Source organism: Haliea alexandrii (assembly GCF_003719295.1).
Taxonomy (GTDB): Bacteria; Pseudomonadota; Gammaproteobacteria; order Pseudomonadales; family Halieaceae; genus Haliea; species Haliea alexandrii.
Window position 1 is genome coordinate 850,472 of record NZ_RFLW01000001.1, and the last position, 26,336, is coordinate 876,807.

General features: G+C 60.8%; 22 protein-coding genes. 11 read left to right on the forward strand and 11 right to left on the reverse strand.

The window, feature by feature from the left end; translation table 11 throughout:
• The first annotated feature begins 6 nt into the window (after positions 1-6).
• The 7 genes from mrdA (at position 7) to lipB (ending at position 7,018) form a co-directional block, all read left to right on the forward strand.
• Positions 7-1,887 (forward strand): penicillin-binding protein 2, encoded by a 1,881-nt coding sequence (gene mrdA, locus EGJ68_RS03900; protein ID WP_123033211.1) that lies wholly within the window; start codon positions 7-9, stop codon positions 1,885-1,887.
• The gene (gene rodA / locus EGJ68_RS03905; protein ID WP_123033212.1) at positions 1,880-3,025 is read left to right on the forward strand and encodes a rod shape-determining protein RodA; all 1,146 of its coding nucleotides are present in this window, start codon (positions 1,880-1,882) and stop codon (positions 3,023-3,025) included. The genes mrdA and rodA overlap by 8 nt, the downstream gene beginning before the upstream one ends.
• A 26-nt stretch (positions 3,026-3,051) precedes the next feature.
• On the forward strand, positions 3,052-4,044 hold the full coding sequence (gene mltB / locus EGJ68_RS03910) for a lytic murein transglycosylase B (RefSeq protein ID WP_123034028.1): 993 nt from the start codon (positions 3,052-3,054) through the stop codon (positions 4,042-4,044).
• Positions 4,041-4,865 (forward strand): septal ring lytic transglycosylase RlpA family protein, encoded by an 825-nt coding sequence (locus tag EGJ68_RS03915; RefSeq protein ID WP_123033213.1) that lies wholly within the window; start codon positions 4,041-4,043, stop codon positions 4,863-4,865. The genes mltB and EGJ68_RS03915 overlap by 4 nt, the downstream gene beginning before the upstream one ends.
• 72 nt (positions 4,866-4,937) lie before the next feature.
• Complete coding sequence (locus EGJ68_RS03920; RefSeq protein WP_123033214.1) at positions 4,938-6,101, forward strand: D-alanyl-D-alanine carboxypeptidase family protein; 1,164 nt, start codon at positions 4,938-4,940, stop codon at positions 6,099-6,101.
• Positions 6,102-6,110: 9 nt separating this feature from the next.
• On the forward strand, positions 6,111-6,380 hold the full coding sequence (locus EGJ68_RS03925; RefSeq protein WP_123033215.1) for a YbeD family protein: 270 nt from the start codon (positions 6,111-6,113) through the stop codon (positions 6,378-6,380).
• Between the two features lie 2 nt (positions 6,381-6,382).
• Complete coding sequence (gene lipB / locus EGJ68_RS03930) at positions 6,383-7,018, forward strand: lipoyl(octanoyl) transferase LipB (RefSeq protein WP_199227911.1); 636 nt, start codon at positions 6,383-6,385, stop codon at positions 7,016-7,018.
• On the opposite strand, the gene EGJ68_RS03935 is transcribed toward lipB, so the two are convergent.
• From EGJ68_RS03935 to EGJ68_RS03965, 7 genes are all read right to left on the reverse strand, one after another.
• Positions 7,005-8,261 (reverse strand): cytochrome P450, encoded by a 1,257-nt coding sequence (locus EGJ68_RS03935; protein ID WP_123033217.1) that lies wholly within the window; start codon positions 8,259-8,261, stop codon positions 7,005-7,007. The genes lipB and EGJ68_RS03935 overlap by 14 nt on opposite strands.
• Positions 8,262-8,300: 39 nt before the next feature.
• Positions 8,301-9,203: an MBL fold metallo-hydrolase gene (locus tag EGJ68_RS03940; protein WP_123033218.1), complete on the reverse strand. Its 903-nt coding sequence runs from the start codon at positions 9,201-9,203 to the stop codon at positions 8,301-8,303.
• A 41-nt stretch (positions 9,204-9,244) separates the two neighbouring features.
• Positions 9,245-10,312 carry an LLM class flavin-dependent oxidoreductase gene (locus tag EGJ68_RS03945; RefSeq protein ID WP_123033219.1) on the reverse strand — a complete coding sequence of 356 codons (1,068 nt, stop codon included), beginning with the start codon at positions 10,310-10,312 and terminating at the stop codon, positions 9,245-9,247.
• A gap of 68 nt (positions 10,313-10,380) precedes the next feature.
• A complete protein-coding gene (locus EGJ68_RS03950; RefSeq protein WP_123033220.1) occupies positions 10,381-12,579 on the reverse strand; it encodes a TonB-dependent receptor in 2,199 nt (732 codons plus the stop codon).
• Between the two features lie 65 nt (positions 12,580-12,644).
• A complete protein-coding gene (locus tag EGJ68_RS03955; RefSeq protein WP_123033221.1) occupies positions 12,645-14,261 on the reverse strand; it encodes an AMP-binding protein in 1,617 nt (538 codons plus the stop codon).
• Positions 14,262-14,274: 13 nt separating this feature from the next.
• Positions 14,275-14,952 (reverse strand): TetR/AcrR family transcriptional regulator, encoded by a 678-nt coding sequence (locus tag EGJ68_RS03960; RefSeq protein WP_123033222.1) that lies wholly within the window; start codon positions 14,950-14,952, stop codon positions 14,275-14,277.
• Between the two features lie 27 nt (positions 14,953-14,979).
• Positions 14,980-16,155: an iron-containing alcohol dehydrogenase gene (locus tag EGJ68_RS03965; RefSeq protein ID WP_199227912.1), complete on the reverse strand. Its 1,176-nt coding sequence runs from the start codon at positions 16,153-16,155 to the stop codon at positions 14,980-14,982.
• A 156-nt stretch (positions 16,156-16,311) separates the two neighbouring features.
• On the opposite strand from EGJ68_RS03965, the gene EGJ68_RS03970 reads away from it, so the two are divergent.
• Genes EGJ68_RS03970 through EGJ68_RS03985 form a run of 4 tightly spaced genes read left to right on the forward strand, consistent with a single transcriptional unit; the run spans position 16,312 to position 20,162 of the window.
• Positions 16,312-17,946 (forward strand): acyl-CoA mutase large subunit family protein, encoded by a 1,635-nt coding sequence (locus EGJ68_RS03970; protein WP_123033223.1) that lies wholly within the window; start codon positions 16,312-16,314, stop codon positions 17,944-17,946.
• A 10-nt stretch (positions 17,947-17,956) separates the two neighbouring features.
• A complete protein-coding gene (locus EGJ68_RS03975) occupies positions 17,957-18,343 on the forward strand; it encodes a cobalamin B12-binding domain-containing protein (protein WP_123033224.1) in 387 nt (128 codons plus the stop codon).
• Positions 18,344-18,359: 16 nt separating this feature from the next.
• Positions 18,360-19,337, forward strand: coding sequence for a methylmalonyl Co-A mutase-associated GTPase MeaB (gene meaB / locus EGJ68_RS03980; RefSeq protein ID WP_158283481.1), 978 nt, complete (start codon positions 18,360-18,362; stop codon positions 19,335-19,337).
• A gap of 24 nt (positions 19,338-19,361) precedes the next feature.
• A complete protein-coding gene (locus EGJ68_RS03985; protein WP_123033226.1) occupies positions 19,362-20,162 on the forward strand; it encodes an enoyl-CoA hydratase/isomerase family protein in 801 nt (266 codons plus the stop codon).
• An 8-nt stretch (positions 20,163-20,170) separates the two neighbouring features.
• Here the strand turns inward: EGJ68_RS03985 and EGJ68_RS03990 are convergent, their stop codons facing one another.
• From EGJ68_RS03990 to EGJ68_RS04005, 4 genes are all read right to left on the reverse strand, one after another.
• Entirely contained in the window at positions 20,171-20,701 is a 531-nt protein-coding gene (locus EGJ68_RS03990; protein WP_123033227.1) for a response regulator transcription factor, read from the reverse strand.
• A complete protein-coding gene (locus tag EGJ68_RS03995) occupies positions 20,694-22,016 on the reverse strand; it encodes an ATP-binding protein (RefSeq protein WP_123033228.1) in 1,323 nt (440 codons plus the stop codon). Before EGJ68_RS03995 ends, EGJ68_RS03990 begins: the two co-directional genes overlap by 8 nt.
• Positions 22,017-22,096: 80 nt before the next feature.
• The gene (locus EGJ68_RS04000; RefSeq protein ID WP_123033229.1) at positions 22,097-25,186 is read right to left on the reverse strand and encodes an efflux RND transporter permease subunit; all 3,090 of its coding nucleotides are present in this window, start codon (positions 25,184-25,186) and stop codon (positions 22,097-22,099) included.
• Positions 25,186-26,241, reverse strand: a complete 1,056-nt coding sequence (locus tag EGJ68_RS04005) for an efflux RND transporter periplasmic adaptor subunit (RefSeq protein WP_158283482.1) — start codon at positions 26,239-26,241, stop codon at positions 25,186-25,188. Before EGJ68_RS04005 ends, EGJ68_RS04000 begins: the two co-directional genes overlap by 1 nt.
• Positions 26,242-26,336: the final 95 nt, after the last annotated feature.

Sequence of the window (26,336 nt, forward strand, 5' to 3'; positions counted from 1 at the left end):
CATTACATGCCACAACACATTCCACTTAAGGACCCCGGCGGTGAAGCCCGCATTTTCATTGCCCGCACGCTGTTTTCGGTGCTGCTGGTGCTGGCCTTGCTGGGTGTCATCCTGGCGCGCTATCACGACCTGCAAATCAACGACTACGAAATCTATCGCACCCAGTCCGACCGCAACCGTGTGCAGCTGCAACCGTTGCCACCCAAGCGCGGGCTGATTTACGACCGTAACGGCGTACTGCTGGCGGACAACCGACCCAGCCACATCCTGTCTATCGTTCGCGAGCGGGTCGAGGACATGGACGCCACGCTGGCCGACTTGCAGCAGCTGCTGCCCATATCGGAATCCGACCTGGAAAACTTCCAGCAGAAATTGCAGCGCCGCCGCCCTTACGAGGCGGTACCCCTGCGTTTTCGCCTGACCGAAGAGGAGCGCGCGTTGCTGGCGGTGAACCGCCACCGCATGCCCGGTGTCACAGTGGATGCACAACTGGTGCGGCACTACCCCCATGGCGCGCTGTTTTCCCACGCGGTGGGCTACGTGGGCCGGATAAACGAGCGGGAGGCACAGAGCCTGGACGAGCGCGACTACCGCGGCACCTTCCATGTCGGCAAGGTGGGAGTGGAAAAGTTCTACGAAGACCTGCTGCACGGGGAAGTGGGTTACCAGAACGTGGAGACCAACGCGCACGGCCGGGTACTGCGGGTGCTGGAGCGGTTTGACCCGGTGCCGGGCGCGGACATCACCCTGCATCTGGATTTTCAGCTGCAGCAGACTGCGTTGGCCGCGCTGGGCGAGCAGCGGGGTGCGGTAGTGGCCATCGATCCACTGAATGGCGGTGTGCTCGCGCTGGTTTCCACCCCCGGTTTTGACACCAACCTGTTCGTCAATGGCATCAGCTCCGCGGACTACAAGGCGCTGCGGGACTCCCCGGATGTGCCGCTGTTCAATCGCGCCATACAGGGCCAGTATCCCCCGGGCTCCACCGTGAAGCCGATGATGGCCATGGCCGGACTACAGGCGGGGCTGGTGACACCCGAGAGCACGGTTGCCGACCCTGGCTGGTACAGCCTGCCGGGCGACTCACGCCGCTACCGGGACTGGATCCTGAAGATACGCGGTACCGGCCACGCGCCGCGGGTGGACATGCACATGGCGGTCGCGGAATCCTGCGACGTGTATTTCTACGACCTGGCCCGGCGCCTGACTATCGATCGCATGCACGACTATCTGTCCGGTTACGGCCTCGGCACGCGCACCGGTGTGGATACCACCAATGAGCGCCCCGGCGTGCTGCCGTCCACGCGCTGGAAGCGCGACACCATGAACCAGCCCTGGTATCCGGGAGAGACTCTCAGTGCGGGGATTGGCCAGGGCTATATGCTGGCGACACCCATGCAGCTGGCGGCGGCGACCACCGTGCTCGCCACCCGGGGCCAATCACGCACCCCGCGGCTGCTGCGCAGCGTGGCGGGGCAGACGCAGCCCAACGAAGCGCGTGAGACGATCACCGCCCCCCCGGCCTATTGGGATGCGGTGCATGACTCGATGCGCGCGGTCGTGCACAGCGCCCGGGGCACGGCGCGCAAGATCGGCGAGGACATTCGCTACCAGATGGCGAGCAAAACCGGTACGTCCCAGGTGATCGGCATCGCGCAGAACGCCATTTATGTCGAGGCGGAGGTGGCGGAACGACACCGCAATCACGGGCTGTTCATTGCCTTCGCACCCTATGAGTCGCCCACCATTGCCGTTGCCGTGATCGTGGAAAATGGCGGCGGGGCCTCGGCCGCATCTCCCATCGCGCGGGCTGTGCTCGACGCCTGGCTGGTGGAAGAGGCCGCGCTGGACAGTGAAGCAACTGCGGGAGCGCTCGCCGATGGGTGATTATGTTCGTCAGTTGCAATTTCCCGGCGACAGCTCGGATCTCTCGCGTCGCGCCCCCCTGGCGCTGCGCCTGCACCTCGATGTGCCGCTGTTGCTGCTGCTGGTGGTGTTGACGCTGTTTGGCCTGGTGGTGCTCTACAGCGCCTCGGGGCAGAAAATGGCGGCGGTCGTGCGCCAGGGGCAGTACTTCCTGCTCGCCTACGGCGTCATGTTCCTTGCGGCACAGATCGACCTGAAGCGCTACCAGCGCTGGTCGCCCTGGTTCTACCTGCTCGGCGTGTTGCTGCTGGTGGGCGTGATTTTCTTTGGCGTTGGTGCCAAAGGGGCCCAGCGCTGGCTCTCGCTGGGCGGTTTCCGCTTTCAACCCTCGGAAATTCTCAAACTGGTGATGCCACTGACCGTCGCCTGGTATCTGTCTTCACGCACAGTGCCGCCGCGTTTCAAGTACGTGCTGGCCTGTCTGCTGCTGGTGGCCATCCCCTCGGTGCTGATCCTGCTGCAGCCTGACCTTGGTACTGCGCTGTTGATTGCTGCCAGCGGCCTGTTCGTGCTGTTCATGGCCGGCATTGGCTGGAGCTACATTGTGGGGGCTTTCCTGCTCGCCTGTGCTTCCGCATGGCCAGTATGGATGTACGTGCTCAAGGATTACCAGAAACAGCGCATCCTCACGCTGCTCAACCCCGAGAGCGACAAGCTGGGTGCCGGCTGGAATATCATCCAGTCGAAAACCGCGATCGGCTCCGGCGGCTGGGAGGGCAAAGGCTGGCTGAACGGCACCCAGTCACAGCTCGATTTCCTGCCGGAAAGCCACACCGATTTCATTATTGCCGTGCTGGCCGAAGAGTTCGGTTTGCGCGGAGTGTTGTTCCTCATGGCGCTTTACCTGCTCATTGTGCTGCGTGGCTTCTGGATTGTGGTCTATGCCAACAGCAATTTCGGTCGCATGGTCGCTGGCAGCATCACGCTTACGTTTTTCGTTTACATCTTTGTTAACATGGGGATGGTTGCGGGCCTCCTGCCGGTGGTGGGCGTGCCGCTACCGCTGGTCAGTGCAGGCGGGACTTCCGTGGTGACGCTGATGGCCGGCTTCGGTCTGTTGATGGCTATCGCCACAGGCGATTCAGGCCGCCCCCGATAAGGTAGGTGATTGGTGAGATTCTGCGCATGACGAAAGCGATGGCCTGCCGCCTGGTGGCTCTGTGGTGTTGTTGGCCGGTGTTAGCGGTTGGCGCCAGTACGGACTATGGCGATCTTGCTGCGGCGCGGGCGCTGGTCGACGAGCTGGTGGAGGAGCGCGGGTTCAACCGCGAGCAGCTGCTGCAGGTCGTGGCGAGCGCCGAGCGCCAGGAGCGTATTCTCGAGGTCATGGCCCGCCCCGCCGAACGGGTCAAGCCCTGGTATGAGTATCGGCAGATTTTCCTTACGGAACAGCGGGTTAGCGAGGGTCTGGCATTCTACCGTGCGCACGAAGACACGTTCCGCCGCGTGCAGGCGGAATTCGGAGTGCCACCGGAGATTGTGCTGGCCATTCTCGGCGTGGAGACCGCTTATGGGCGCATCACCGGAAGTTATCGCGTGTTGGACGCGCTGGCCACACTGGCCTTCGACTATCCGCGTCGGTCGGCCTATTTCAGCCGGGAACTGAAGAATTATCTGATCCTCACGCAAGAACAGCAGATGGATCCGCTCGCCCTTCAAGGCTCCTATGCCGGCGCCATGGGGTATGGCCAGTTCATGCCGAGTAGCTACCGCAGTTACGCGGTCGATTTCGATGCGGACGGTCGCATTGATATCTGGAACAATCCGGTGGATGGTATTGGCAGTGTGGCCAATTATCTGCGTCGCCATGGCTGGCGCAGTGGCGAAGGGGTGGTGGTGCCCGCGGCGGCATCCGACGAGGTGCCTGAGGCGTGGTTCGGCCTCGGCCTGGTACCCAAGCGCCGTGTGGATGAGCTGGATGCCGGGGGCCTGCACGCGCGGGCACCGCTGGACGGCGAAACACAGGTAACGCCTGTACGGCTGGAGTTGGAGGAAGGGTATGAATACTGGCTGGGCCGGCACAATTTTTACGTCATCACGCGCTACAACCACAGCGCCATGTACGCCATGAGCGTCTACCAGCTGAGCCAGCGCCTGGCCGCAGGGTTGGCGCCATGAGCCGGGCGAACCTGCTGCTGGTCGGGTTGCTGGCGCTGGTACTGGCCGGTTGTGCCACGCGTGGGCCGGGTGTTGTGACGGTGCCCGGCGAGCCGCCTGCTGCGCCGGGTGCCCAGGTCCAGGACGGTGCGCCTCCGCGCACCATTCACCCCGACGATGTTCTGGACGCTGTGCCACGGCCAGACCCGATACTCATCGTCGGCAACTTCAGTCCGTATACCGTCAACGGCGAAACCTATGAAGTGCTCTCCAGCCTCGCAAACTACCGTGAGCGTGGCATTGCCTCCTGGTACGGCACCAAGTTCGACGGCCAGAAAACGTCGAACGGCGAGATTTTTGACCTGTATGCGGCGTCCGCAGCGCACAAGACCCTGCCGATACCCTGCTATGCCCGCGTCACCAACCTGACAAACGGGCGCAGCATGATTGTGCGGGTTAACGATCGTGGCCCTTTCCACAGCGACAGGCTGATTGACCTTTCCTACGGCGCCGCGGTCAAACTCGGTTTCATGGAAGTGGGCACGGCGCCAGTTGAAGTAGAAGTGATCAATCTGGCCGGTATCGACGACCGCCGCAGCAACCCGGCAGGGCACTATCGGTTTGTGCAACTCGGTGCCTTTGGTTCCGAGTCTGCGGCGCAGCGGCTGCGTATCGAGTTGGCGGCACTGGTCACCTCGCCAATTGCGGTCAGCCCGGTGGAATCCGGCGCCGGTCGTCTGTACCGGGTGCGTATTGGCCCTGTTGCGGCAAACGAGGATATTCTGCAGCTGCAGCAACGTCTTGAAGCCAGTGGTTACAGTGGTACCCAGCTGCTGCCCTGACGCGGCGGGTTCGACCCGCCTTCCGGCGCTTGCTGCGCCATTCATGTTCCAACATTTCAGGCCCTGTTAGTTATGAAGCGTTTCCTGTTTTCCCTGCTGGTTGTTCTTGTCACCGGTTCCGCCTCGGCGGCCATTGTGCCGGCGCCGCCACAGGTGGCTGCCGAGGCTTACTTGCTGATCGACGCCGATACCGGCACCGTGCTGGCGGAGGGGAATGCCGATGAACCGCGACCACCGGCCAGCCTGGTCAAGATGATGACGGCCTACGTGCTTGCCGGTGAAATCGAATCCGGCCGGGTGGCCGCAGACGATAGGGTGACGGTAAGTCGCAACGCCTGGTCGCAGAACCCGGTGTTCAACGGATCGTCACTGATGTGGATTGAACCCGGCAAGGACGTTTCGATCAGCGATCTTGAACACGGCATCATCATCTCCTCCGGCAACGACGCCACGGTAGCGGTGGCCGAGCACCTTGCCGGCAGCGAGGATGCCTTCGCCGACATGATGAACAGTTATGCCAAGGCCCTGGGCATGACCAGTTCACATTTCGCCAATTCCCACGGCCTGCCCGCCGACGGTCAGGTAGTGACTGCTCGCGACCTCGCCAAACTGTCCGCGGCGATGATCAACGACTTCCCAGAGCACTACTCCCTCTACAAGAAGCGCGAGTTCACTTACAACGACATCCGCCAGTACAACCGCAACTCCCTGCTGGGAGAGGATCCTTCTGTTGACGGTATAAAAACCGGGTACACCAAGGAGGCGGGATACGGCCTGGTTGCCTCGGCTGAGCGCGATGGTATGCGCCTTATTTCCGTGGTTCTGGGAACCCGTAGCCCCACAGCGCGCAAGAACGAAACGCGTGGACTCCTCAACTACGGCTTCAGGTTTTATGAGACGGTAGAGTTGTTCAGTGCTGAACAGGAGTTGGAACAGCCGCGAGTCTGGAAGGGACTGCAGGACAGTGTGGCCGTTGGTGTGATGGAGGAGGCGCTGGTGACGCTGCCGCGAGGCCAGCGTGAAGCGATGGAAACGCAGGTCGAACTCAACGCCACCCTGATGGCGCCCATTGCCCGCGGTGACCAGGTGGGTACGGTGCGCCTGACCCAGGCGGGTGAAACGGTGTTCGAGGCGCCCGTCGTGGCGCTGGCCTCCGTGGAACAGGCCGGCTTCTTCGCCCGGGTATGGGATAGCATCCGCCTCTGGTTCAGCCAGTTGTTCAGCGTGGAGGGGTGAGGAGCCGCCATGACAGAGCAAGAGCCGCCGCGGATCGAGTTTCCCTGTGAGTACCCGATTAAGGTATTGGGGCGCAGTTCGGACGGGTTTCTCAACCTGATTGTGGAAGTGTTCGAGCGCCACGCCCCCGGTTTCGACCAGCAAACCATCACCGTAAAGGGCAGCGCCAAGGGAACCTTCACCTCGCTGACCATCACCATCACTGCCACTGGCCCTGATCAGCTGGAGGCCCTGCACCAGGACCTGCTGGCAACGGGCCAGGTGCAAATGGTGATCTGATCATGGACGTTGTCTGTCGCCGGCTGGCGGGGCGCGCCGATTACCTCACTACCCTGCAGGCAATGAAAACCTTCACGGACAACCGGGGCGCGGATACCCCGGACGAGCTGTGGCTACTACAACACCCGCGCGTATTCACCCAGGGCCAGGCCGGCAAGGCAGAGCACGTGCTGGCTCCCGGCGACATTCCGGTGATTCAGGTGGACCGGGGTGGCCAGGTAACCTACCACGGCCCCGGTCAATGGGTACTCTATTTACTGGTGGATTTGCGTCGCCGCGGCCTCGGCGTGCGGCAACTGGTCACCTTGATCGAAAACAGCATCGTGCAGGTCCTCGAGGCTTACGCTATCCACGCCGCACCCCGTGCCGATGCACCCGGCGTTTACGTCGACGGCGACAAGATTGCCTCGCTGGGCTTGCGTGTGCGCCGTGGCTGCAGTTACCACGGCCTTGCACTGAACGTGGACCTCGACCTGGAACCGTTTTTGCGCATCAACCCCTGTGGTCATGAGGGTCTGCGGGTTACCTCCATGGCCCAGTGTTTGCCGGAGGGAGGCACGCTGGATATGGACGAGGTGGGTAACGCTTTGTTGGCTCAGGTCAGTGCTGAACTCGGGAGCCCGCCTACCAGCGGATGACAAGCTGTTCCAGTCCCCGGAACATAAAGCCGGGGCGCCATTGGGGTTCACTTGTGGTGATCCGCATCTTGGGTAATCGTGTGGCGAGAGCTCTCAGGGCGATATCACCCTCAAGTCGCGCAAGCACAGCGCCCACGCAAAAATGTATGCCGCCGCCAAACGCCAGGTGGTGAGCGCCTTCCCTCCGGATATCAAAGTCGTTCGGCCGTGGAAAAACGCCGGGGTCGCGGTTCCCGGCAGCGAGTATCGCGAGCACGCGCTCCCCGGCCCTGACAATTTGGCCGCCAACCTCTGTGTCATTGAACGCTGTTCTATAGGTGGCGATAAGGGAGCTCTCGTAGCGCAGTATTTCTTCAGTGGCGGAGGGTGCGAGATCAGGTTCGTCTACCAGCTGCTGCCATTCTGCCGGGTGCTGTTGCAGCGTTAGAATACCATTGCCAATCATGTGTGCTGTGGTTTCAAAGCCCGCGCCAAATAGCGCGATCGCCACAGTCACCATTTCCCGATCGGTGAGTTTGCTGTCACCTTCGCGGGCATTCAGCAGGGCCGTAGCGAGGTCCTCCCGCGGCTGCGCCCGCCGACGCTCGAATATGGACTGGAAGAACTCCTCGAGGAAATCAATCTGGCGATTTGCCAGTGCGAGCTCTTCCTCGTTCAGCGCGCGCATTTCCAGAACCAGGAATGAGTCGGCGATGGCCTGGTTGAGTCGATCCAATAGCGCATCATCTGCCTCGCTTTCATCGATGCCCAGCATGTGGCACATGACGAGCGTGGGCAGGCGATAGGCGAAATCGTGGATCAACTCCATTTCCCGTTGCTCGGCGTAGCGGTCCAGCAGGCTGTGCGTTATTGCTTCAATGTCAGGGCGCATCTCGTTGACGCGCTTTGCGGTGAGTGCCTTGGATACCAGACCGCGAATTCTCGTGTGGCGCGGTGGATCCTGATAGACAAACACCTCCGAAAGCCAGCGATAGGACGAGTGAGAAAAAACGTCGAAGTCGGGGCCGTAATACAGCTGGATATTGCGTGTGAAATCCCCCTGACCAAAGTTCTTGCGATCAATGACAACTGAGCGAATATCGTCGTGTCGCGTTGCTATCCAGAAGCCCCCATCGCTCCATGCAAAGGGCGCTGCGGATCGCAACTTATCAAACACGGAGTGCGGGTCCGCGATGGTCGCGGGGTCGGTGGGGTCAAAATGTACCGTGGGTCGCTCTGCATGCCGGGCGGCTTTCGGTTGCATGGGCTGATCTCCTTCGTTTCAGGCAAGCCTGAGCGGCGCTCAGTTCTGTGTTTCGTATCTGGGTTGGAACGTTTCGTCATGCTGTTCAACCCAAACAAAATGGGCGCCGGCGAAGTGTGCGGGAACAACGCGCGCGCCAGTCGCCGCCGCCTGGGCGAGTATCTCGCGGCGGCTTGCTTGTGCCGCAGCCTGGTCCTCACAATAGACACTGTTCCAGCTCGGTTGAAAGATTTGCGCGGGGTGATGCAGGATATCTCCGACAAAAAGCGCCTGCTCGCCGCCATTCTCGAGTTGCAGAACGAGATGGCCCGGCGTGTGCCCCGGGTGTAATGTCAGCGTGATTCCCGGCGCGACAACATGGCCGTTGTCAACCAACTCAGCCTGTCCGGCATCAAGGACAGGCTGAACGCTGTCCTCAAACACGTTGGCATTTACCTCTGCGCCTACAGCGGAGGGTCGCGATGCGCTCGAATTGGTCGGATCCCAGTAAGCCGTATCGATTCGGGAAAAAAGGTATCGGGCGTTGGGAAAGGTGGGTACCCAGTTTTCACCTCGCAGCTCCGTATTCCAGCCGACATGGTCGATATGCAGGTGCGAGCAGATGACAATATCAATGTCCTCAGGCGTGAAGCCATCCGCGGCAAGGTTGGCCAGAAAGGGCGTGCTCAGTTGGCCAAACACGGGTATTCCCGGGCGCTGCTTGAGGTTTCCGGCTCCGGTATCGTAAAGGATCGTCAGATCACCTGCCTTGATGACCCAGCTTTGCAGGAAGGCATATATACGGTTGCTGTCTGCTCGATAGAACGCATTGGGTATCTTGTCGACGATCTTCGCAAACGCATCGCTGTCGAAGTCGGCAAAGAGGTCCTCCGGGCGTGCGAACTCACCCTGCCACTCCTCAATGTTGTACACCTGGAACTCGCCGGTGGTAAAACTCAACATGCCTCTTCCCCTTTGCTGTCGCCGCTGTTGCTATCGCGGGTTCAAGTTCGTATGACGCCCATGCGGCGCAATATGGGCAGAATTTCAACGCCAAGCCGTTGCAGGTCGCGCTCATAGTCCTGAAGAGTCAGCATGACGGCATCGACACCGCTGTTGTGTATCGCGCGGAGTTGCTCTGCCACCATTTCTGCGGTTCCGAGCAGCGGCAGACCGCCTCCACTTGCCGCGATCATGTTTTCGGTAAACTCGTCAAAGGAGCCGCTGCCTGCGCTGATGCCATCCAGCCAGTTGCGGGCCGCTTCGTCGTCTTTGTGTGCAATGATGCTCTGCAGTTCCTCCTGGGAGTCGGCCTCGGTGTCTCGCCACAAGAGAAAGGGAAATATGGCGGTTCGGACCTCGCGCCCCTGGTTCTGCGCCTGAGACTTGATGCTATCCACCAGTCGTGGCAACGCTTCAATGCTCGCGCCGGACATGAACGACCAGTCGCAGAGTTTTGCGGTCATTGCCTGGGCATCGGAAGAGATGCCGGCATTGGCGATTTGTGGCATTTTGGCGGGGCGAGGCAGGGAGACGCCGTTGTTGATTGAATACCAGTCTGAGCGGTGATTCAGCGGTTCACCCGCGGCATCCCAAAGGCCGCGCAGAATTTCGACGAATGCCGATGTGCGTTCGTAGCGGCGCGAGTGATCGTCCAGCTCCAGCCCCATCATCTCGAACTCTCTCTGGCTCCAGCCGCTGACGACATTGAGCCCCCACCGGTCGTTGCTGATATGTGCCAGAGTCGCGCCGACTTTTGCGATCACCATCGGGTGAAATAGTGGAACGTGCACTGTGGAGAAAACCTTTATTCTCTCGGTGGCACGTAGTAGTGCGGCAGCCCAGGTTGTGGTTTCCAGCGATGTGCCGAGATAGTTGGTTTCACCACCAAAACCGCGCCAACGACTGACGGGGAACAGGTAATCAAACCCCAGGGATTCAGCCAACAGGGCGATGCGTTCGTTGTTGGGATATTGCCACTGGTCAGCAACAACCCCGTGGGTTGAGATGGACGGCATGTTGGAGCAGTTGGGCATGAACACGCCCAGCGCGAGAGAGTTCTTTCCTGTCATGGTGTGCCCTTGTACAGCGCGTTGAACAGGGAGGTCGCTGCAGCCAGCTGGCCGCGGCGACCGACTTGTCAGAACTGGTACATGACAGTGGCGCCGTAAGTACGCGGTGGCAGCATGGAGCCCACACGTACCGAGTTGTACAGTGGCGCGGTGATGATGTTGTTGGAAATCACCTCTTCGTCCGAAAGGTTCCTGCCCCACAGGCTTACCATCCAGTTTCCACCCGCGAAGGCATAGTCGACGCTGGCGTTGAGCAGGCTGTACCCCTCCTGGTACGCGTCTTCCCTGTTCCACTCAGTAAAGAATACGTCATCCTGATAGTAGGCTTCGCCTCGCAGCCGCAGATCGCCGGTGCCCAGTTGAGTTTCGTAGTTGATGCCCAGTTTCGCGGTGTACTCCGGTGCATTTGGCAGTGTATTGCCGCTCAGATCCGCGATGGCAAAGCCGTTCGCGTAGTCGCCGTTGAAGAACTCCTTGTACTCCGCGCTCAAATAGGTCGCAAAGAAGTCAACGGACACGCCATTTCCCACACTCGCGTTCAGTTCGAGCTCCAGGCCATAGTTTTCCGCCTCAGCTGCGTTGATCGTGGTGACTGTGCTGGTGGCGTCAACAAAGGAGATCTGCAGGTCCTGATAGTCATAGTAGAACCCCGCGAGGGCCCAGGACAGCGTGCCGTCCTCTCGGCTCCACTTGTAACCGACCTCAAATGCATCCACCGTTTCCGGGTCCAGTGGATCGCTCAAGCTACCGGTATTGATGACCCCGGACTTGAAGGCTTGTGTATAGGTGGCATAGAGCAGCGAATCACTGTTACCACGGTACTCCAGGGTAAGCCTCGGTGTGATGTCGTCCCAGTCAGCAGATTTGTCGGTGTTGATGTCGATGGCGGCAGCGTCGAAGCGGAAGAAACCGGTGCCGTCACGCTCCTCGTAGTTGTAGCGCAAGCCGGCAATCACGGTAAATGTGTCCGTCACGGGGTAGGTGACTTCGGCAAACGCACCGTAGGCGGTAATGTCAACGTCGCCATTCTGTTCGTAGCGTCCGCTGTTGATGACGTCTCCGGTGGGTGTGCCGCAGAGATCGGGCGCAAGGACTATGCAGGAGTTTTCCAGTGGTACCAGAACATTGCCGTATAGTTCTTCCTCGAGGTACATGACGCCGGCGAGAATGTCGTAGCCCTCGCCGGAGTAGTTGAATACGAACTCCTGACTGAAGGAATCGCTTTCTTCTACGTAGTCGTTGCGACCAAAAAGGTTTTCCGCGGTGGAGTCGAGATCATCGCGGAGGAAGCGGTCCATTCCCTGCAGGGATGTAATCGAGCGCAGGCTCAGGGCTTCACTCAGGTCGAAGTTCAGGGTCAGTGTTCCCGCATAACCTTCGCGCTGGTTGATGGCTTCCTGGTCGGAATAAATGTCATACAAGCTACCACCGACATCGAAAACCGTGTCTGCACCAAGGAAAAGCACAGCGTACGGTGCACCGCCGGCGGAACCTTCGGATGGGCCAAAGTAGTGGAAGCCGAAATTGTTGTCATCTTCTTCGTAGTACTGCAGTGACAGGGTGGCATCCCAGTCTGCTTCAGGCTTGTAGGCAAAAGTAGCGCGATAGGCCTGGGCATCGCGGTCGTCAATTTCCGCTCCAGTGAACAGGTTGTCGCCGTAGCCATCACGTTTTTCGATCTTGGTTGCCAGGCGGATGCCCAGCTCCGGTGTGGCAGGGAGGTCGACAGCGCCTTCAAACGTGGTGAGGCCGTAGTTCCCTGCGGTGAAATTCGCAAAACCACCCAACTCCTCGCCGGGTTTGACTGTGACCAGGTTTATGGCGCCGGCAGTGGCGCCGCGACCATAGAGTGTGCCCTGTGGTCCGCGCAGTACCTCGACCTGCTCAAGGTCAAACATGCCGGCCAGTTGGGCCGCCGGCCGCGGAATGATGGCGCCGTCTTGCAGGAAGGCAACCGCACCTTCGCCACCGATGTCGATACTTGTCATACCGATGCCGCGGATGAAAACCCGCGCAAAACCGAACTGATCGCCGATGGACATGTTGGGTACGGCAACGTGCATGTCGCGTACGTTTTCGATACCGCCCGGCCCCAGCGCGTCAGCGCTCAGTACGTTGGCCCCACCCGAAAAGTCGTCAAGGCTGACCGCGCGTTTGGTAGCGGTTACCACGACTTCTTCGAGTGTATTCTGAGCGTGCGCGGAACCGGCGAAAGCCAGTGCTGCGAGGACTCCTGAAAAGATTGCATTTCTCTTGAATGGGTACATGTTGGATCCTCGTTATTATAGTGCGATTGACCGATGTGAAAGTAAGGTTTCCCGGTTTGAGCCAGCTATCGCAGTATCTCGCGGCGTAGTGAAACTCCGTGAGCTTCCCTGTCCCAACTATCGCTGGTGATCCCTTCGGCACGCAGCAAATGTTTCTGTACCTTGGCAGAAGGTGTTTTGGGAAGTTCCGGGAGGATGCGGATGTAGCGTGGAACCATGAAGTACGGCATTTTCTCCGCCAGGAAGTGCAGCAGCGCTTCGGGCTCCAGCACAGCACCCTCCACGGCGGCTACAGCGACCATGACATCGTCCTCTCCCACGCTGCTGGGGACGCCGTAGGCGGCCGCCTCACGGACTGCGGGAAAAGCGACCACTTCTGCCTCTACCTCGAACGATGAAATGTTCTCACCTCGGCGACGGATCGCATCTTTGCGTCTGTCGACAAAGTAGAAAAAACCCTCCTCATCCTGGCGGAAGCAGTCGCCTGTGTGGAACCAGCCGTTGCGCCAGGCTTCAGCGGTAGCCTCCGGGTTTTTGTAGTAGCCGTGGTTCATGCCCCAGGGCCGATCCGTGCGTACCAGCATTTCGCCGATTTCGCCCGTGGGGACTTCGCAGTCATTTTCATCGACCAGCCGCACCTCTACTCCCGCGCGAACTTTGCCGCATGTTCCGCGGCGGGTAGGATTGGGCTCTGACACGATGGGTGACGAAATCTCGGTCATGTTGAAAATGGTGTAGATGTCGATGCCGAAGCGCTCATGCATGTCCAGAGCTGTCTCGGTAAAGGGCACCATAAAGGCCCTGCGCAGATTGTGTTGGCGGTCGTTCTGAGATGGCGGGTGTTTTAACAGGAATGTTGCCATTACGCCCAGCAGGAATGCGGCAGTGGTATTTGTTTCCCTCACGAAGGGCCAGAAACGTTCTGTGCTGAAGTTTTGCATCACGGATATTGAGCCGCCGCGAGCCAGCATGACGAAAATGATGCCCATCCCCCCGATATGGAACAGGGGCATGTTGATCAGGAAGCGGTCATCGCCGGTAATGAAAGGCCAGCTTTCGGGTCCGGCGTTGGTATAGAGGTGCAGGTAAGATGAGAGCACCCCCTTGGATGGGCCGGTTGTCCCCGACGTATAGATGATGGATTGAGTATGCCAAGGCTCTATCGGGTGTTTGAGTTCGGGCAGCTCTGCGCGGTCGTCAGTGAGGCTTGCGAAGGGTTCCGCAGGCAGCTGTGTAGTCGCCTTGGTCTCCCCGATATACACGACCCGTTCGAGCAGGGCGGTATCCACGTCATCCAGGCGATGAATCAGGTCACCGTGGGCGATCAGCAGGCGCGCATCTGAATTGGCCAGCACATGCGCCAGCAGTCGACCCTTGTACGCGGTGTTGAAGGGCACGAACACGGCGCCCAGATAATTGATCGCGAAGAAGCTGAGGATGCCTTCGGCACCGCCGAAGAGCCACACGGCAACGTGGTCTCCCTGACTGACACCGCGGACGGCTAAGCCCGATGCAACACTGATCACCCGACGCCTTAGTTCAGCGTAGCTCCATGATGTGCCATCCTCGAAAACGGCGTAGGTGTGTTCGGGCTGATGTTCGGCCCAGTGTTCGATCAGGTCGCGGACCACACAGGCTTTTCTCGGCGGCACTCGCGGGTCTGTGCAGGGTGTGGCTGTCATGGGCAAGACTCCATTATTTTTTGTCGCCGCCGCGGCGCGCCGTGTCGTTGATACGACTGGCGCTGGCGTCCACAGTTCGCGGGCGCGGCAGCACCAGGCGCTCGATGCTTCTGATCAGGTGCGTGATGATTTCAGCTTCGGACCAGCGACCACCCGGTTGATACCAGAATGCGACCCAGCTCATCATGCCGCCAATGGTGGTGGCAGTGAGTACGGGGTCTTCAATGTCGAATTGACCGTTGCTGTGACCCTGGATCAGCACTTCTGCGAGGCGGTGGTCGAACAGCGAGCGCTTCTCTCGCACTTGTCGCGCCAGCGCCTGGTCCAGGTTTTTCTCTTCACGCTGGTAGACGACAATGTGTTCCTGGTTTTCAATGATGATCCTGGCGACCTGATCCACCATCAATTTCAACCGGTCCCAGCTCGTGCCCTTGGTCAAAAGACACTCCTCCAGCGCTTCCAGCGACAGCGTGATGCCTACTTCGGCAATGTCGTAGAGAATTTCACCCTTGTTTTTGTAGTAGCTATAGATGAAGGGTTTGGTGACCTGCAACTGCTCGGCAATGGCGTCAATGGTGGTCCCCTCATAGCCGGAGCGAAAAAACAAATGGCTCGCTTCGTCGCGGATACGTCGACGCTTGAACAGGGCCAGTTCCGCTTTGAGACTCTTGCCGGGTCGAACTCCGCTCACTACAGCTTTTCCTCTCGTTGTCGTTCGTCAGTACGCCATTTCCAGAACGGGCAAAACATCAGTGGCTGTTTTGATCTGTCGCGGGTTGGTACGTGACCAGAAATCGAGCATGGTGTACTCGGCGATCTGCTGCAGTTGTGTACGCTCGACACCCACCTCCGCCAGCGAACGAGGCATTCCCAGGTTGCGTATGAAGTCATCCACAACGTCGCTGGCGGCGCGCTCGGGTTGCCCGAAGCAGGCGCTGATGCGGCCCTGCCGATCACCGTTTGCCGGTGCATTGAAGGCCAGCACCGCAGGTGCCATCACGCAAGAACAATAGCCGTGGGGAACGTCACAGGTGCCGCCAAGAATGTGGCCGATGGCGTGGCTCAGACCCATGGGCACCCCGGCGGTGATGGGGATCATGGACTGCCACACGCCGATCTGGCACTTGAGACGGGCTTCCAGGTCGCCCGGGTCACGCTTGACCCGGGGCAGGCCCTCGGCGAGCAGTCGCAAGGCGCAGTCCGCGAGGCCGTCACAGAAGTCATTCGACTGCAGTGATCCCAATGTCTCCAGGGCGTGGTCTACCGAGCGCACTCCGGTCGACAGCCACAGCCACTCCGGTGTGTGCACAGTGAGGGCGGGATCCAGGATGATGCTTGTCGGTGCCATGTTCCGGTGTTCGAAGCCCTGCTTATGATGCACATGTTCGTCTGTAGCGCCACTGAGCGGGTTGAACTCACCACCTGAAAGTGTCGTCGGGCAAATGATTACCGGGACATCGGGGCCCTCGAATACCGGCTTGACGGTCTCACCCTTGTCATCGACATAGACGTGGTAGGGCTCGAGATCATCGTGTTCTCGCAGGTTGTGCTTAAGGCAGAGGCTGACAATCTTGCCTGCGTCCGTGATGGACCCACCACCAACGGTGACGATCATGTCGGCGTTCGCGTCCCGCGCCATTGCCGCGGCAGCGAGCACGGCGCTGCGCGGGGCATGCGGCGGCATGCCGTCGTAGGTGCCTGCAACGCGAGTGCCCAGCGCGGTCCGAATTCGACTGATTTCGTCTGTGCCCGTGTTCAGCGCGCGGCTGACCATGAGGAATACACGCTTTGCCCCCAGCCGTTCAGCTTCGCTGGCTATTGCCTGGGCGGCGGGTTCACCGATGAAGACTTTTTCTGTCGTGGTAAGTTCCACCACACTTGCTGGAATGCCCATGGCAACTCCCGAGTCTGAATTATTGTTAGATAGACCGCTTGAGTCAGAGCGTAAACTTTTTTTACTGGCAGTCAAGGAAAAAATATTACCGGTAGACAAAGCAAGCGAGGAGTACTAAATTGCGGTGGTCAGCCTGAACCCGACTATGGGCAGCCTATGAGCACAAATAACAAACAAGGCGGGGACTGGAAGTCTATCTCCGGCTTGCCCTTGAAGCAGTTCTACAGCGAGCACGATATTCCCCAGGCGTATCGCGAGCGCTTGCGTGCTGACCCGGGAGAGCCGCCGTTTCACCGGGGTGCCCATCCCACGGGGTATCGCACGAAGGCCTGGCGGATTTTTCAGCTGAGCGGGTTCGGCAAGCCCGAAGATGAAAACGAGCGGATTCGCTTCCTGCTGGAACAGGGCGAGACCGGTTTCATCATGGAGCATGACCGCAACACTGGAGATCATTGTTACAACGTGGATCACCCCGATGTGGTGGCGCGCCGCGAGGATGTGGGTCTGACTGGGGCTGTCATGCAGAGTGTGCGCGATATCGACATTTGCATGAAGGACCTGCCGCTGGAAACCAGCTACGGTCACGCCGGCGGCGCCGTTGTGCAGCATGCCCCTTTTGCACTGGCAGGTTACTGGACCGTCGCACGCCAGCGAGGTGTTGATCTTGCTCGATTGCCCGGCACCGGCCAGAGCGACTTTTTCCTCACCTACCTGGGATGCGTGACCAAGCAGCAGGTCCCGACTGCGGCGGGACTGCGCTTCAATGCCGATATCATGGAGTTTTGCAACGAGCACCTGCCGCGTTGGGTGCCCGTATCCATCGCGGGCTACAACGGTGCGGACACGGGGCTGAACGCCTATCAGGAACTCGGAGCGCTATTCGCCAATGCGGTAGAGTATCTGGAGGAAATCAAGCGCCGGGGCACAATGCCACTGGAGGCAGCCGCCCGCGCCTGTGGCGGTGTCAACTTCCGCGCATCCATGGACTTGTTTGAAGAGGCGAGCAAAATGCGGGCGGCTCGCCTTATGTGGCAGCAGCTGCTCCAACAGCGTTATGGCATCACCAACCCGAAGGTCGCCAACCTTCGCATTCACTGCGTTACCGCGGGTTCACGCATGACCTACCAGCAGCCGCTGAACAATATTGTGCGCGGCACGGTGATGGCCCTCGCCGCAGCTCTCGGAGGTGTGCAGTCACTGGGCGTCTCGGGTTACGACGAAGCGTTGTCGATCCCGTCAGAACACGCGCATCAGATGTCGGTGCGCATCCAGCAGATCCTGCAACAGGAGACCAATATCCAGGCGGTGACAGATCCCCTGGGAGGTTCTTACTACGTTGAAACACTCACAGCCGAACTTGTTGAGCGTGCCTGGGTATTCTTTGAAGAGATTCAGGAGCAGGGTGGATTTCTGGCCACGCTGGATTCCGGGTGGCTGCATGAACGTGCCGCGGAGAACCAGAGCGAGGACTTCCGTCAACAGGAGAGCGGCGAGCAGGTGATCATCGGTGTTACCGACCATAAAGATGACATATCACCGTTCGAAGTCGATGGCTTCATGGGGGTCGATGACGCGTATGACGTGGCGCTGGAGCGGTTGCATGATGTCCGCCGAACGCGTTACGAGGCTGGTGCCCACCGGGCATTGAAGGCGCTTGAGTCGGTGTGTCGCAGTGACCAGAATATCATGCCGGCGATGATGGAATCCTTGGAGGCGGAGGTGACTCTGGGCGAAATCGGTGACGTCTACCGCTCAGTCTTCGGTGACTGGGCAACGCCAATTCAGACCTGAGGCGATAAGAATGAACACAGCAGGAAAGCGTATTTTGATGGCAAAGACGGGGCTCGATGGCCACTGGCGTGGGCCGACCGTTGTAGCGAAAGCACTACGCGATGCGGGGTTCGAGGTCATCATGATTGGCATGGCCCGTCCCGAGGAGGTCATGCAAGCCAGCATTGATGAGGATGTAGATCTGGTAGGGCTGAATATCGGGGGGCATGTTGATGTGGCGGTCCGCGCCATCGGCATGGTGCGCGAGTCGCGTCCTGAGGTCCCCATTTTTGTTGGCGGCGTGGTTCCTCCGCATGCCAAGCGCAAGCTTGAAGGTCTGGGCGTTGAAGTCTACCCGCCGGGCAGTCAGCTTCCGGACATTGTAGCAGCCGCAATCCGGCTAACGGGTGCCGCCTGATTTGCAAGGCGTGGGTGTGAGCGAGCAGCCGGTACAGAACCTGTCAGAACTTTTTGAGCAAGCCTGCGCCGGTGATCGGGGTGCACTGGCGCGACTTATCAGTATTCTGGAGCGCGGTGGCGAGGCTGCGGCGCAGGTGGAACGGGCGTTGGCATCGCGCACCGCCCGCGGATACACGGTGGGCATAACCGGTGCGCCCGGAGCCGGAAAGTCCACCCTGGTCAACGTGCTGCTTGGAGAGGCACTTGCCGACGCTGGCCGTATTGCCTTGTTGGCGGTTGACCCCTCATCGCCGCTAAGTCGTGGCGCACTGTTGGGAGATCGGGTGCGAATGCACTCTCATGCTGCGTCAAGCGATGTATATATCCGCTCCATGGCCTCTCGTGGACAACTGGGTGGTCTGGCCGTTGCCACACGTAGTGCTCGGCGTTTACTTGAAGCCTGCAACTGGCCACTGGTAATTATCGAGACGGTGGGCGTCGGGCAGGTTGAACTGGATGTTGCCTCAACCACCGACACGGTTGTTGTTGTGCTCAATCCCGGCTGGGGCGATGAGGTGCAGGCGAACAAGGCCGGCCTCATGGAGGTGGCGGATATTTTTGTCATCAACAAAGCCGACAAGGCGGGATTGCAGGCAACCCGGCGGGACCTGGAGGGCGCGTTGGCCGCAATACCGCAGGAGCAGAGACCCACCATTGTCGAAACCGTTGCCACGGAGGGTCGTGGAGCGACAGACCTCTGGGCGGCAATTGTTGCGCACCGGAAACGCATTACCGCATCGGGTGAGCTATCCATGCGCCGAGATGAACAGCGTCGGGCCGAGCTCCGGGGGGTTATGGAGGCTCGCCTTGAGCTGGCCCTCGACAAGCTGTTTGCGTCCGATACTGTTTCCGAGCAACTGCGGGCTATCGGCCAGGGCGATGTAGACATCGTCTCGGCCGGTGATACCCTGCTTGTTGAGCTGTTCGACCGGCAAATGCCCAGTAGAACGTAAAAAGACATTCGAAGGCAGCCTGTCATGAATACCGCCAATCCCCTGTTGATCGAGCGTCACGGCCCTGTCGAGTGGCTGACACTGAACCGTCCTGAGCGCAGCAATGCGCTCAACGCCGCACTGGTCGATGCGCTGCTGGATTATTTTACCCAACTGCGCGAGCGTGAAGAGGTTCGTGTGGTGGTATTGCGGGCCGCCGGTCGGAACTTCTGTGCTGGCCTTGATCTGACGGAGCCCGGGTTCAGCCCGCAGCCACGTTCCCCCCAGGGTATCTGGAAGGTGCAGCGTCGCATCGCCGCCATCTATCAGGCGATGCGCGCATGCCCGCAACCGATTGTGAGCCTGGTGCAGGGTGCCGCCTGTGGTGGTGGCTTCAGTCTGGTGCTGGCCTCTGATGTGCGCATTGCCGCGGAATCGGCGCGAATGAATGCGGCCTACCTTTCCATTGGCCTGACCGGCTGTGACATGGGCAGTAGCTATTTCCTGCCGCGCCTGGTGGGTACCGCGCTGGCCTCGGAGTTGCTGCTGACCGCGCGGTTTATCCACGCACCGCGGGCACTGGCAACCGGTCTGGTATCGTCCGTGGTAGCCGCAGAGGAACTGGCAGCGGAAGCGCAGGGCTTTGTCGATGATATGCTGGCGGCGACGCCGATGGGGCTGCGCCTGACCAAAGAGGCGTTGAACTATGCGATTGATGCCCCAAGCCTGCAGAGCGCCATGGCCATGGAGGATCGCCACCAGACCCTGCTTGGCCTCAGTGAGGACGCGGCGGAGGCGGGGCTCGCCTTTGTCGAGAAGCGCGCCCCGGTGTTTCGCGACCGCTAATTGCCCGGTCAGCGGCGCACCGGACGTTTCTGCAGTTTGCGCTGCAGTGTACGCCGGTGCATGCCCAGCGCGCGGGCGGTGGCGGAAATGTTGCCATCGTTGGCATTCAGTACGCGCTGCAGGTGTTCCCATTCCAGTCGGTCGAGGGAGGGAGGCTGTGCGGCGTGTTCCGGCGCAGGCTGTTCGCCGCGAAAGGCCAGCAGGATCTCATCCACGGTTGCCGGCTTGCACAAGTACTGCGTTGCGCCCAGTTTGATGGCCTCAACGGCGGTGGCGATGCTGGAATAGCCGGTGAGCACCACCAGGCTGGCGGTCGGTGCTTCGCTGAGCAGCTCCGGCAGCGCGGCGAGGCCTGAACGGCCGGGCATGTTGAGATCGAGCAATATATGGCTGGGGGCAAATTCCCGGCAGCAGCGCAATGCTTCCTCGGCGCTGGCGCAGGCGCGACAGCTAAACCCCCGGCGCTCCAGCCCGCGGGCTAGCACGGCGCTGAAGGTGGGGTCGTCATCCACCAGCAGCATCCGCGCAGGGCTATTCATCGGCGGCCTCCGCCGGAACGGTGAGAGTCGCGAGGCAGCCACCGCCTGCGGGGTTTTCCAGCCGAATGTGTCCACCGTGGCGCTCTGCGGTGGCGCGCGCCAGAATCAGGCCAATGCCCAGGCCGCCGTTTGCTCTCGCCGTTGTGGCCTCGCGCGGCCCCAGGGACGATGGTGGCGTTGCGCTGGCGTTCATGCGCGCGAGCACGCCCTCAGGTGCGCCCGGGCCATCGTCACGCACCGCGATACTCACGCTGTGGGTGTTCCACGTAACCGTTACCGCAACGTGCTCAGCGCCGGTATCGGCAGCATTGTTGAGCAGGTTCTCCAGTGCCTGTGGCAGTGTCTGGTCGTAGGAGACCTGCGGTGCGGGTGGTTCGCCCGACACGTGCAACTGACAGGATACGCGCGGGCGCCTGGCCGCCCAGTGCTCGACGCAGCTTCGCGCCAGCCGGTCGGCGGGCCGGCGCTGGCGTGTGCCGGCGGCTGAAAGTTCCGCCGTGTTGCTGAGTTCGGCAAGAATCGTGCGGCATTGCTGCAGCTGCTTTTGCAGTAGCGCAACGTCATCACGTGCCTGATCGCCGAGGGACGTATCCTCTTGTAGTTCCTCTGCAAGCAACGTCATGGTGCCGAGTGGCGTACCCAATTCGTGTGCGGTGCCGGCGGCGAGGCTGGCAACCGCCAGAATCTGGTCGTGACGCAGCCGGTCTTCGCGCCGTCGCATTTCCGTGGCTTCCTGTTCCCTGAGCACCGCCGCCATGCGCACCACAAAGTAGGTGATCAGGCCGGCGCTGAAAAGGAAGTTGAACCACATGCCCAGGCTGTGCACGCTGCCCTGCTGGTGGCCCATGGCGGCGTGGGGCGAAAACAGCGGGAAGGGTACCCGAAAGTACAACAGCAGGCTGTAGGCGGCCACAGACGCCGCAGCCACCAGCCAGGTATAGCGCCAGGGAAGTACCGCTGCAGCGACTACGAGCGGCACAATGTAGTAGGAGATGAATGGGTTGTCGGCACCGCCGCTGTAGTACATCAGCGCGCTCCAGCCCACGACATCGACCATCAGCTGGGCAAAGAAGGTGCGGTTGCCGATGTCACTGGCCGTCGTGCTCCACCAGAGGCTGCCGATGGTAATGACCGCGAGCAGCACAAGGCTCGCGGTCATTCCCCACAGGCTTTGCGTGGTTCGACTCGCCAGCAACACGTAGGCCAGAACGCCCGCCTGGCCGAGCAGCGCGATGGCGCGGATGGCGAGCAGGCTGCGCAGGTTGGCCAGCGAGGGGCTGTAGGCGGATTGGCGTGGATGACTGGCTGTGTTCACAGGTGGAGTATACCGCCGTCACTCGGCCACAGGGAGCGGCAAAGCGTCGCAGACCCGGAGCAGGCCGTCATGCAAATGGCTCAGGCGGACGGCTTGTGCTCCTCCGGCGGCAAGCCCGTGCTCGCCACCGAGCGTGCCGCCAGCAAACGGTAAGCGGCAGGCACGACGTAGAGCGACAGCAGTGAGCCCAGCAGCATGCCACCGATCACCGCGAGGCCCAGGGGCACCCGGCTCTGCGAGCCCGCGCCGAGTGCCAGGGCAATGGGTAGTGTGCCGAGCACCGTGGACAGCGTGGTCATCAGGATGGGACGGAAGCGGGCCGCGGCGGCCTCTTCCACGGCATCGCTGATGCTCAACCCCGCCGCGCGGCGCTGGTTGGCGAATTCCACGATGAGAATACCGTTCTTGGTCACCAGGCCAATGAGCATGATCAGCCCGATTTCGGAGAAAATATTCAGTGTCTGGTTGAAGTACCACAGCGTAATGAGGCCACCGGTGATGGCCATGGGCACGGTGAGCATGATGGCGAGTGGGTCGCGGAAGCTCTCGAACTGTGCCGCCAGTACCAGGTAGATCAGCAGCAGCGCGAGTACGAACACGAAGACCAGGCTGCTGCCGGTTTCGGCGAATTCGCGGGATTGGCCGGCGAGTTCGGTGGTATAGCTTTCGTCCAGCACCTCGCTGGCCACTTCGCGCATGGCCCGAATGCCGTCGTCCAGCGCGACGCCTTCGGCGAGGTTGGCGGAGAAGGTGGCGGCGGTGAAACGGTTGAAGCGGTACAGCACCGGGGCGGAGCTCTGTTCACGGACCGTCACCAGGTTCGGCAGCGGTATCAGCGTACCGTCGGCGGCGCGTACGGAAAGCCGCGACAGGTCCGCCGGCTCGTTGCGCCCCCCGCGTACCAGCTGGCCGATGATTTCATATTGTTCGCCGTCTTTCAGAAAATAGCCGAAGCGCTGACCACTGAACGAGGCCTGCACGATATCCGCAATTTCACGGGTGTTGACGCCAAGGGCTTCGGCGCGGTCCCGGTCGATCTGCAGCACCAGTTCTGGCTGGTTGAACTTGAGATTGACGTCCACATAGCTGAATGCCGGGTGTTGTTGGGCACGCTCCAGAAAGCGTGGAATCACCTCGCGCACCTTCTCGAGGTCGGTGTTCTGCACCACGAACTGCACGGGTAAACCGCGCCCACCCACATTGATGGTATCGAACTGGCGCACGAATGCCTGCAGCTGGGGGAAGCTTGCCAAGGCTGCGGTGAGGTTGGCCGCCACTTGTGCCTGGGTTTGTTCACGCTCTTCCGGAGCCTTCAGCACGACGCGGGAGAAGCCCGTATTGACGGTGGTCGAGGAACCAAAGCCGGGCGAGGTGACGGTCAGGCGCGCACGCACGGCGTCTCCGCCGGCTTCGGCGATGAGTGTGTCCAGGTCGCGCATGGCCTCGGACATGTAATCGAACCCCGCGCCTTCCGGGCCGCGGGCAGAGACGAAGAGCTGGCTTCGGTCCTCCAGCGGTGCGAGCTCCTGCGGCAGGCTGCGGAACAGGGTGATGATCAATCCCAGGCAGGCCAGCAAGATGAAAGCGGCCCAGCTGCGATGACGCAGGAAGGCACGCAGAGAGGCCCGGTAACCGTCGGCCAGGCGCTCGAAGAACGGTTCCGTTGCGCGGTACAGCGCGGGGTGTTGTGCCCGGTTCTTGAGAAAGCGTGCACAGAGCATGGGGGCCAGCGTCAGCGCAACGAACGAGGAGATGATCACGGCGGCGGCGAGGGTGACACCGAATTCACGAAACAGTACACCGGTGAGGCCACCGAGGAAGATCAATGGAGCGAACACCGCCACCAGTGCCAGCGTGGTGGCGATCACGGCGAAAAAGATTTCCTTGACCCCCTCGGCCCCCGCGATCGCCGGCTTCTGGCCTTGCTCGATGCGCTTGTAGATATTCTCCACCACCACAATCGCGTCATCCACGACCAGACCAATCGCCAGCACCATACCCAGCAGTGTCAGCACGTTGATGGAAAAGCCTGCCAGGTACAAAACAAAGAAGGTGCCAATCAAGGCAATGGGAATGGTCAGGAGTGGGATGATGGTGGTGCGCCATTCCCGCAGGAAGGCGAAGATCGTGGCGCACACCAGCAACAACGCAATGCCCAGGGTCTGCATGACTTCGAGAATGCTGGCGCGAATGAAAGTGGTGGTATCGAAGCCGACGGCGACATCGACATCGACGGGCAAATCGCGTTCGATGATTGCCAGTCGTCGGTAGAACTCATCGGCAATCGCGATTTCGTTGGCGCCACTTTGCGGGCGCAGCACCACCCCGACGTTGGTGATGCCATCGCGGCGCAGTACGGTGCGTTCGTTCAGCGGTCCGATTTCAGCCCGGCCGATGTCGCGCAAGCGCACAAGGCGGTCACCGTCCTTGCGAATCACCCGGTTGTTGAAGTCTTCCGGGTCATCGCCCAGTCGACTGAGGGTGCGTATGTTGATGTCGATGGTGTTCCCTTCGAGCGTGCCGGTGGGCAGCTCGACGTTCGCCGCCTGCAACGCATTGCGCACATCGATGGCGGTCAGACCGTGGGCGACCAGCGCATCCGGGTCCAGCCACAGGCGCATGGCGTATTCCTTGTATCCCCAGATGTCCACCTGGCCCACGCCGGAGATGGTTTCGAAGCGGGACTTGAACAGGTTGTCTGCCAGTGCACTGAGTTCCATCAGGTTGCGCTGCTGGCTGCGCACGCTGAGGAAGATGATCGGGTCGCCGTCGGCATCAGCCTTGTAAATGGTAGGCGCCTCTGCCGCATTGGGAAGCCTGCGCATGGCTGAGCCTACCCGGTCGCGGATGTCATTGGCCGCTGTGTCCAGGTCGTCGCCCAGCGAAAACTCTGTGGTGACGGTGCTCAGGCCCTCGCGGCTTATGGAGGTCATGGTGCGAATGCCGGCGACCGTGTTGAGCTCTTCTTCCAGTGCCTCGGTGATCTGGCTTTCCACCACGCTGGCGTTGGCGCCAGGGTAGGCGGTCTGCACGGAGATGATGGGGCGCTGGGCCATGGGGAATTCGCGCACACCCAGTTCGCGCAGGCCAATCAGGCCGAAAACGATGATGACAATGGACATCACCACCGCCAGTACTGGACGGCGGATGCTGAGTTCGTGCAGCGCCATCAGCTCAAGTCCACAGCGGGCTGTATCGTCACCGGTTGCCCGTTGCGGATGGACTGGATGCCGGAGGTGATCACCTCCATGCCCGGCTCGAGGCCGCTCAGGATTTCGACGCGCTGCTCATCGCGAAAACCGGTTTCCACTTCATGGCTGACGGCAATACCGTCCTCCACGGTGAATACGGTGACCGCTTCAAGGTTTTGCAGCACCGCAACGCTGGGTACGACCAGCGCGGCTTCGTTGCGCGTGACCAGCTCTACGCGCGCGTAGTTACCGGGCAAGAGTACGCTGTCGGGATTTTCGACATCGGCGCGCACGGTGAGCGTGCGCGTCTCCGGGTGAACCCGTGGGTCAATGGCTCGCACCATAGCGGGGAAGGCATCGGCGTGCCCGCTTACGGTGAGTGACAGAGCCGTTCCGGGCACCACCTGCTGCCGGTAGCGCTCCGGCACGTTGAAGTCCACATGCAGGTCGGAAACGGTTTGCAACGTGGTGATCAGGGTGTCCGCTTCAATCAGGTCGCCGGTGCTGACATGGCGCAGCCCCAGCGTGCCAGCGAACGGGGCTTCTATGCGACTTTTTGCCAGCCGGGCTTTAAGTCGTGAGACTTCTGCGCGCAACACTTCGCGTCGGCTGATGGCATCATCCCGGTCGCTGGCCGTTACTGCACCCGTACCAAACAGGTTTTGCAGGCGGTCTGCCTGGGTGCTGGCGAGGGTGAGCTGTTCCTCCAGCGAACGCAGTTCTGCCCCCAGCTCATCAGACTCAATGAGAATGATGGGGTCACCCGCCTGGACGTTCTGGCCATCCCGGAACAGAATCTTCTCGACCTTTCCCCGCAGCTCACTGCGAATATTGATGGCCTGCTCCGCGGCCAAGGTGCCGTTGAAAAACAGCCGGCTCTCGAAGGCCTGAGGCTCCAGACGTTGTGTGCGCACGGCGGCGGCAGCGCGGTTTGGCGGCGCGCCGGCGGTGGGGCCGGAGGCGGGTTGCAGACGGGGCCAGAGCACGGCGCCAACGGCCGCAAGCGCCAGCGCGACGATGATAAAACGTTTCATGAGAATTCCTGTCTGCCGGGCGCAAAAACCGCTGAATAAGCAGCGCGAGTATAGCGCAAAAGTGACGCGGTTATTGACTCCATGCACAGCGCAAG

Excerpts from the sequence above, each read along its gene's own strand:
- mrdA (WP_123033211.1), top strand. The coding sequence starts at position 7 with ATGCCACAACACATTCCACTTAAGGACCCCGGCGGTGAAGCCCGCATT.
- rodA (WP_123033212.1), top strand. The coding sequence starts at position 1,880 with ATGGGTGATTATGTTCGTCAGTTGCAATTTCCCGGCGACAGCTCGGAT.
- mltB (WP_123034028.1), top strand. The coding sequence starts at position 3,052 with ATGACGAAAGCGATGGCCTGCCGCCTGGTGGCTCTGTGGTGTTGTTGG.
- EGJ68_RS03915 (WP_123033213.1), top strand. The coding sequence starts at position 4,041 with ATGAGCCGGGCGAACCTGCTGCTGGTCGGGTTGCTGGCGCTGGTACTG.
- EGJ68_RS03920 (WP_123033214.1), top strand. The coding sequence starts at position 4,938 with ATGAAGCGTTTCCTGTTTTCCCTGCTGGTTGTTCTTGTCACCGGTTCC.
- EGJ68_RS03925 (WP_123033215.1), top strand. The coding sequence starts at position 6,111 with ATGACAGAGCAAGAGCCGCCGCGGATCGAGTTTCCCTGTGAGTACCCG.
- lipB (WP_199227911.1), top strand. The coding sequence starts at position 6,383 with ATGGACGTTGTCTGTCGCCGGCTGGCGGGGCGCGCCGATTACCTCACT.
- EGJ68_RS03935 (WP_123033217.1), bottom strand. The coding sequence starts at position 8,261 with ATGCAACCGAAAGCCGCCCGGCATGCAGAGCGACCCACGGTACATTTT.
- EGJ68_RS03940 (WP_123033218.1), bottom strand. The coding sequence starts at position 9,203 with ATGTTGAGTTTTACCACCGGCGAGTTCCAGGTGTACAACATTGAGGAG.
- EGJ68_RS03945 (WP_123033219.1), bottom strand. The coding sequence starts at position 10,312 with ATGACAGGAAAGAACTCTCTCGCGCTGGGCGTGTTCATGCCCAACTGC.
- EGJ68_RS03950 (WP_123033220.1), bottom strand. The coding sequence starts at position 12,579 with ATGTACCCATTCAAGAGAAATGCAATCTTTTCAGGAGTCCTCGCAGCA.
- EGJ68_RS03955 (WP_123033221.1), bottom strand. The coding sequence starts at position 14,261 with ATGACAGCCACACCCTGCACAGACCCGCGAGTGCCGCCGAGAAAAGCC.
- EGJ68_RS03965 (WP_199227912.1), bottom strand. The coding sequence starts at position 16,155 with ATGGGCATTCCAGCAAGTGTGGTGGAACTTACCACGACAGAAAAAGTC.
- EGJ68_RS03970 (WP_123033223.1), top strand. The coding sequence starts at position 16,312 with ATGAGCACAAATAACAAACAAGGCGGGGACTGGAAGTCTATCTCCGGC.
- EGJ68_RS03975 (WP_123033224.1), top strand. The coding sequence starts at position 17,957 with ATGAACACAGCAGGAAAGCGTATTTTGATGGCAAAGACGGGGCTCGAT.
- EGJ68_RS03985 (WP_123033226.1), top strand. The coding sequence starts at position 19,362 with ATGAATACCGCCAATCCCCTGTTGATCGAGCGTCACGGCCCTGTCGAG.
- EGJ68_RS03990 (WP_123033227.1), bottom strand. The coding sequence starts at position 20,701 with ATGAATAGCCCTGCGCGGATGCTGCTGGTGGATGACGACCCCACCTTC.
- EGJ68_RS04000 (WP_123033229.1), bottom strand. The coding sequence starts at position 25,186 with ATGGCGCTGCACGAACTCAGCATCCGCCGTCCAGTACTGGCGGTGGTG.
- EGJ68_RS04005 (WP_158283482.1), bottom strand. The coding sequence starts at position 26,241 with ATGAAACGTTTTATCATCGTCGCGCTGGCGCTTGCGGCCGTTGGCGCC.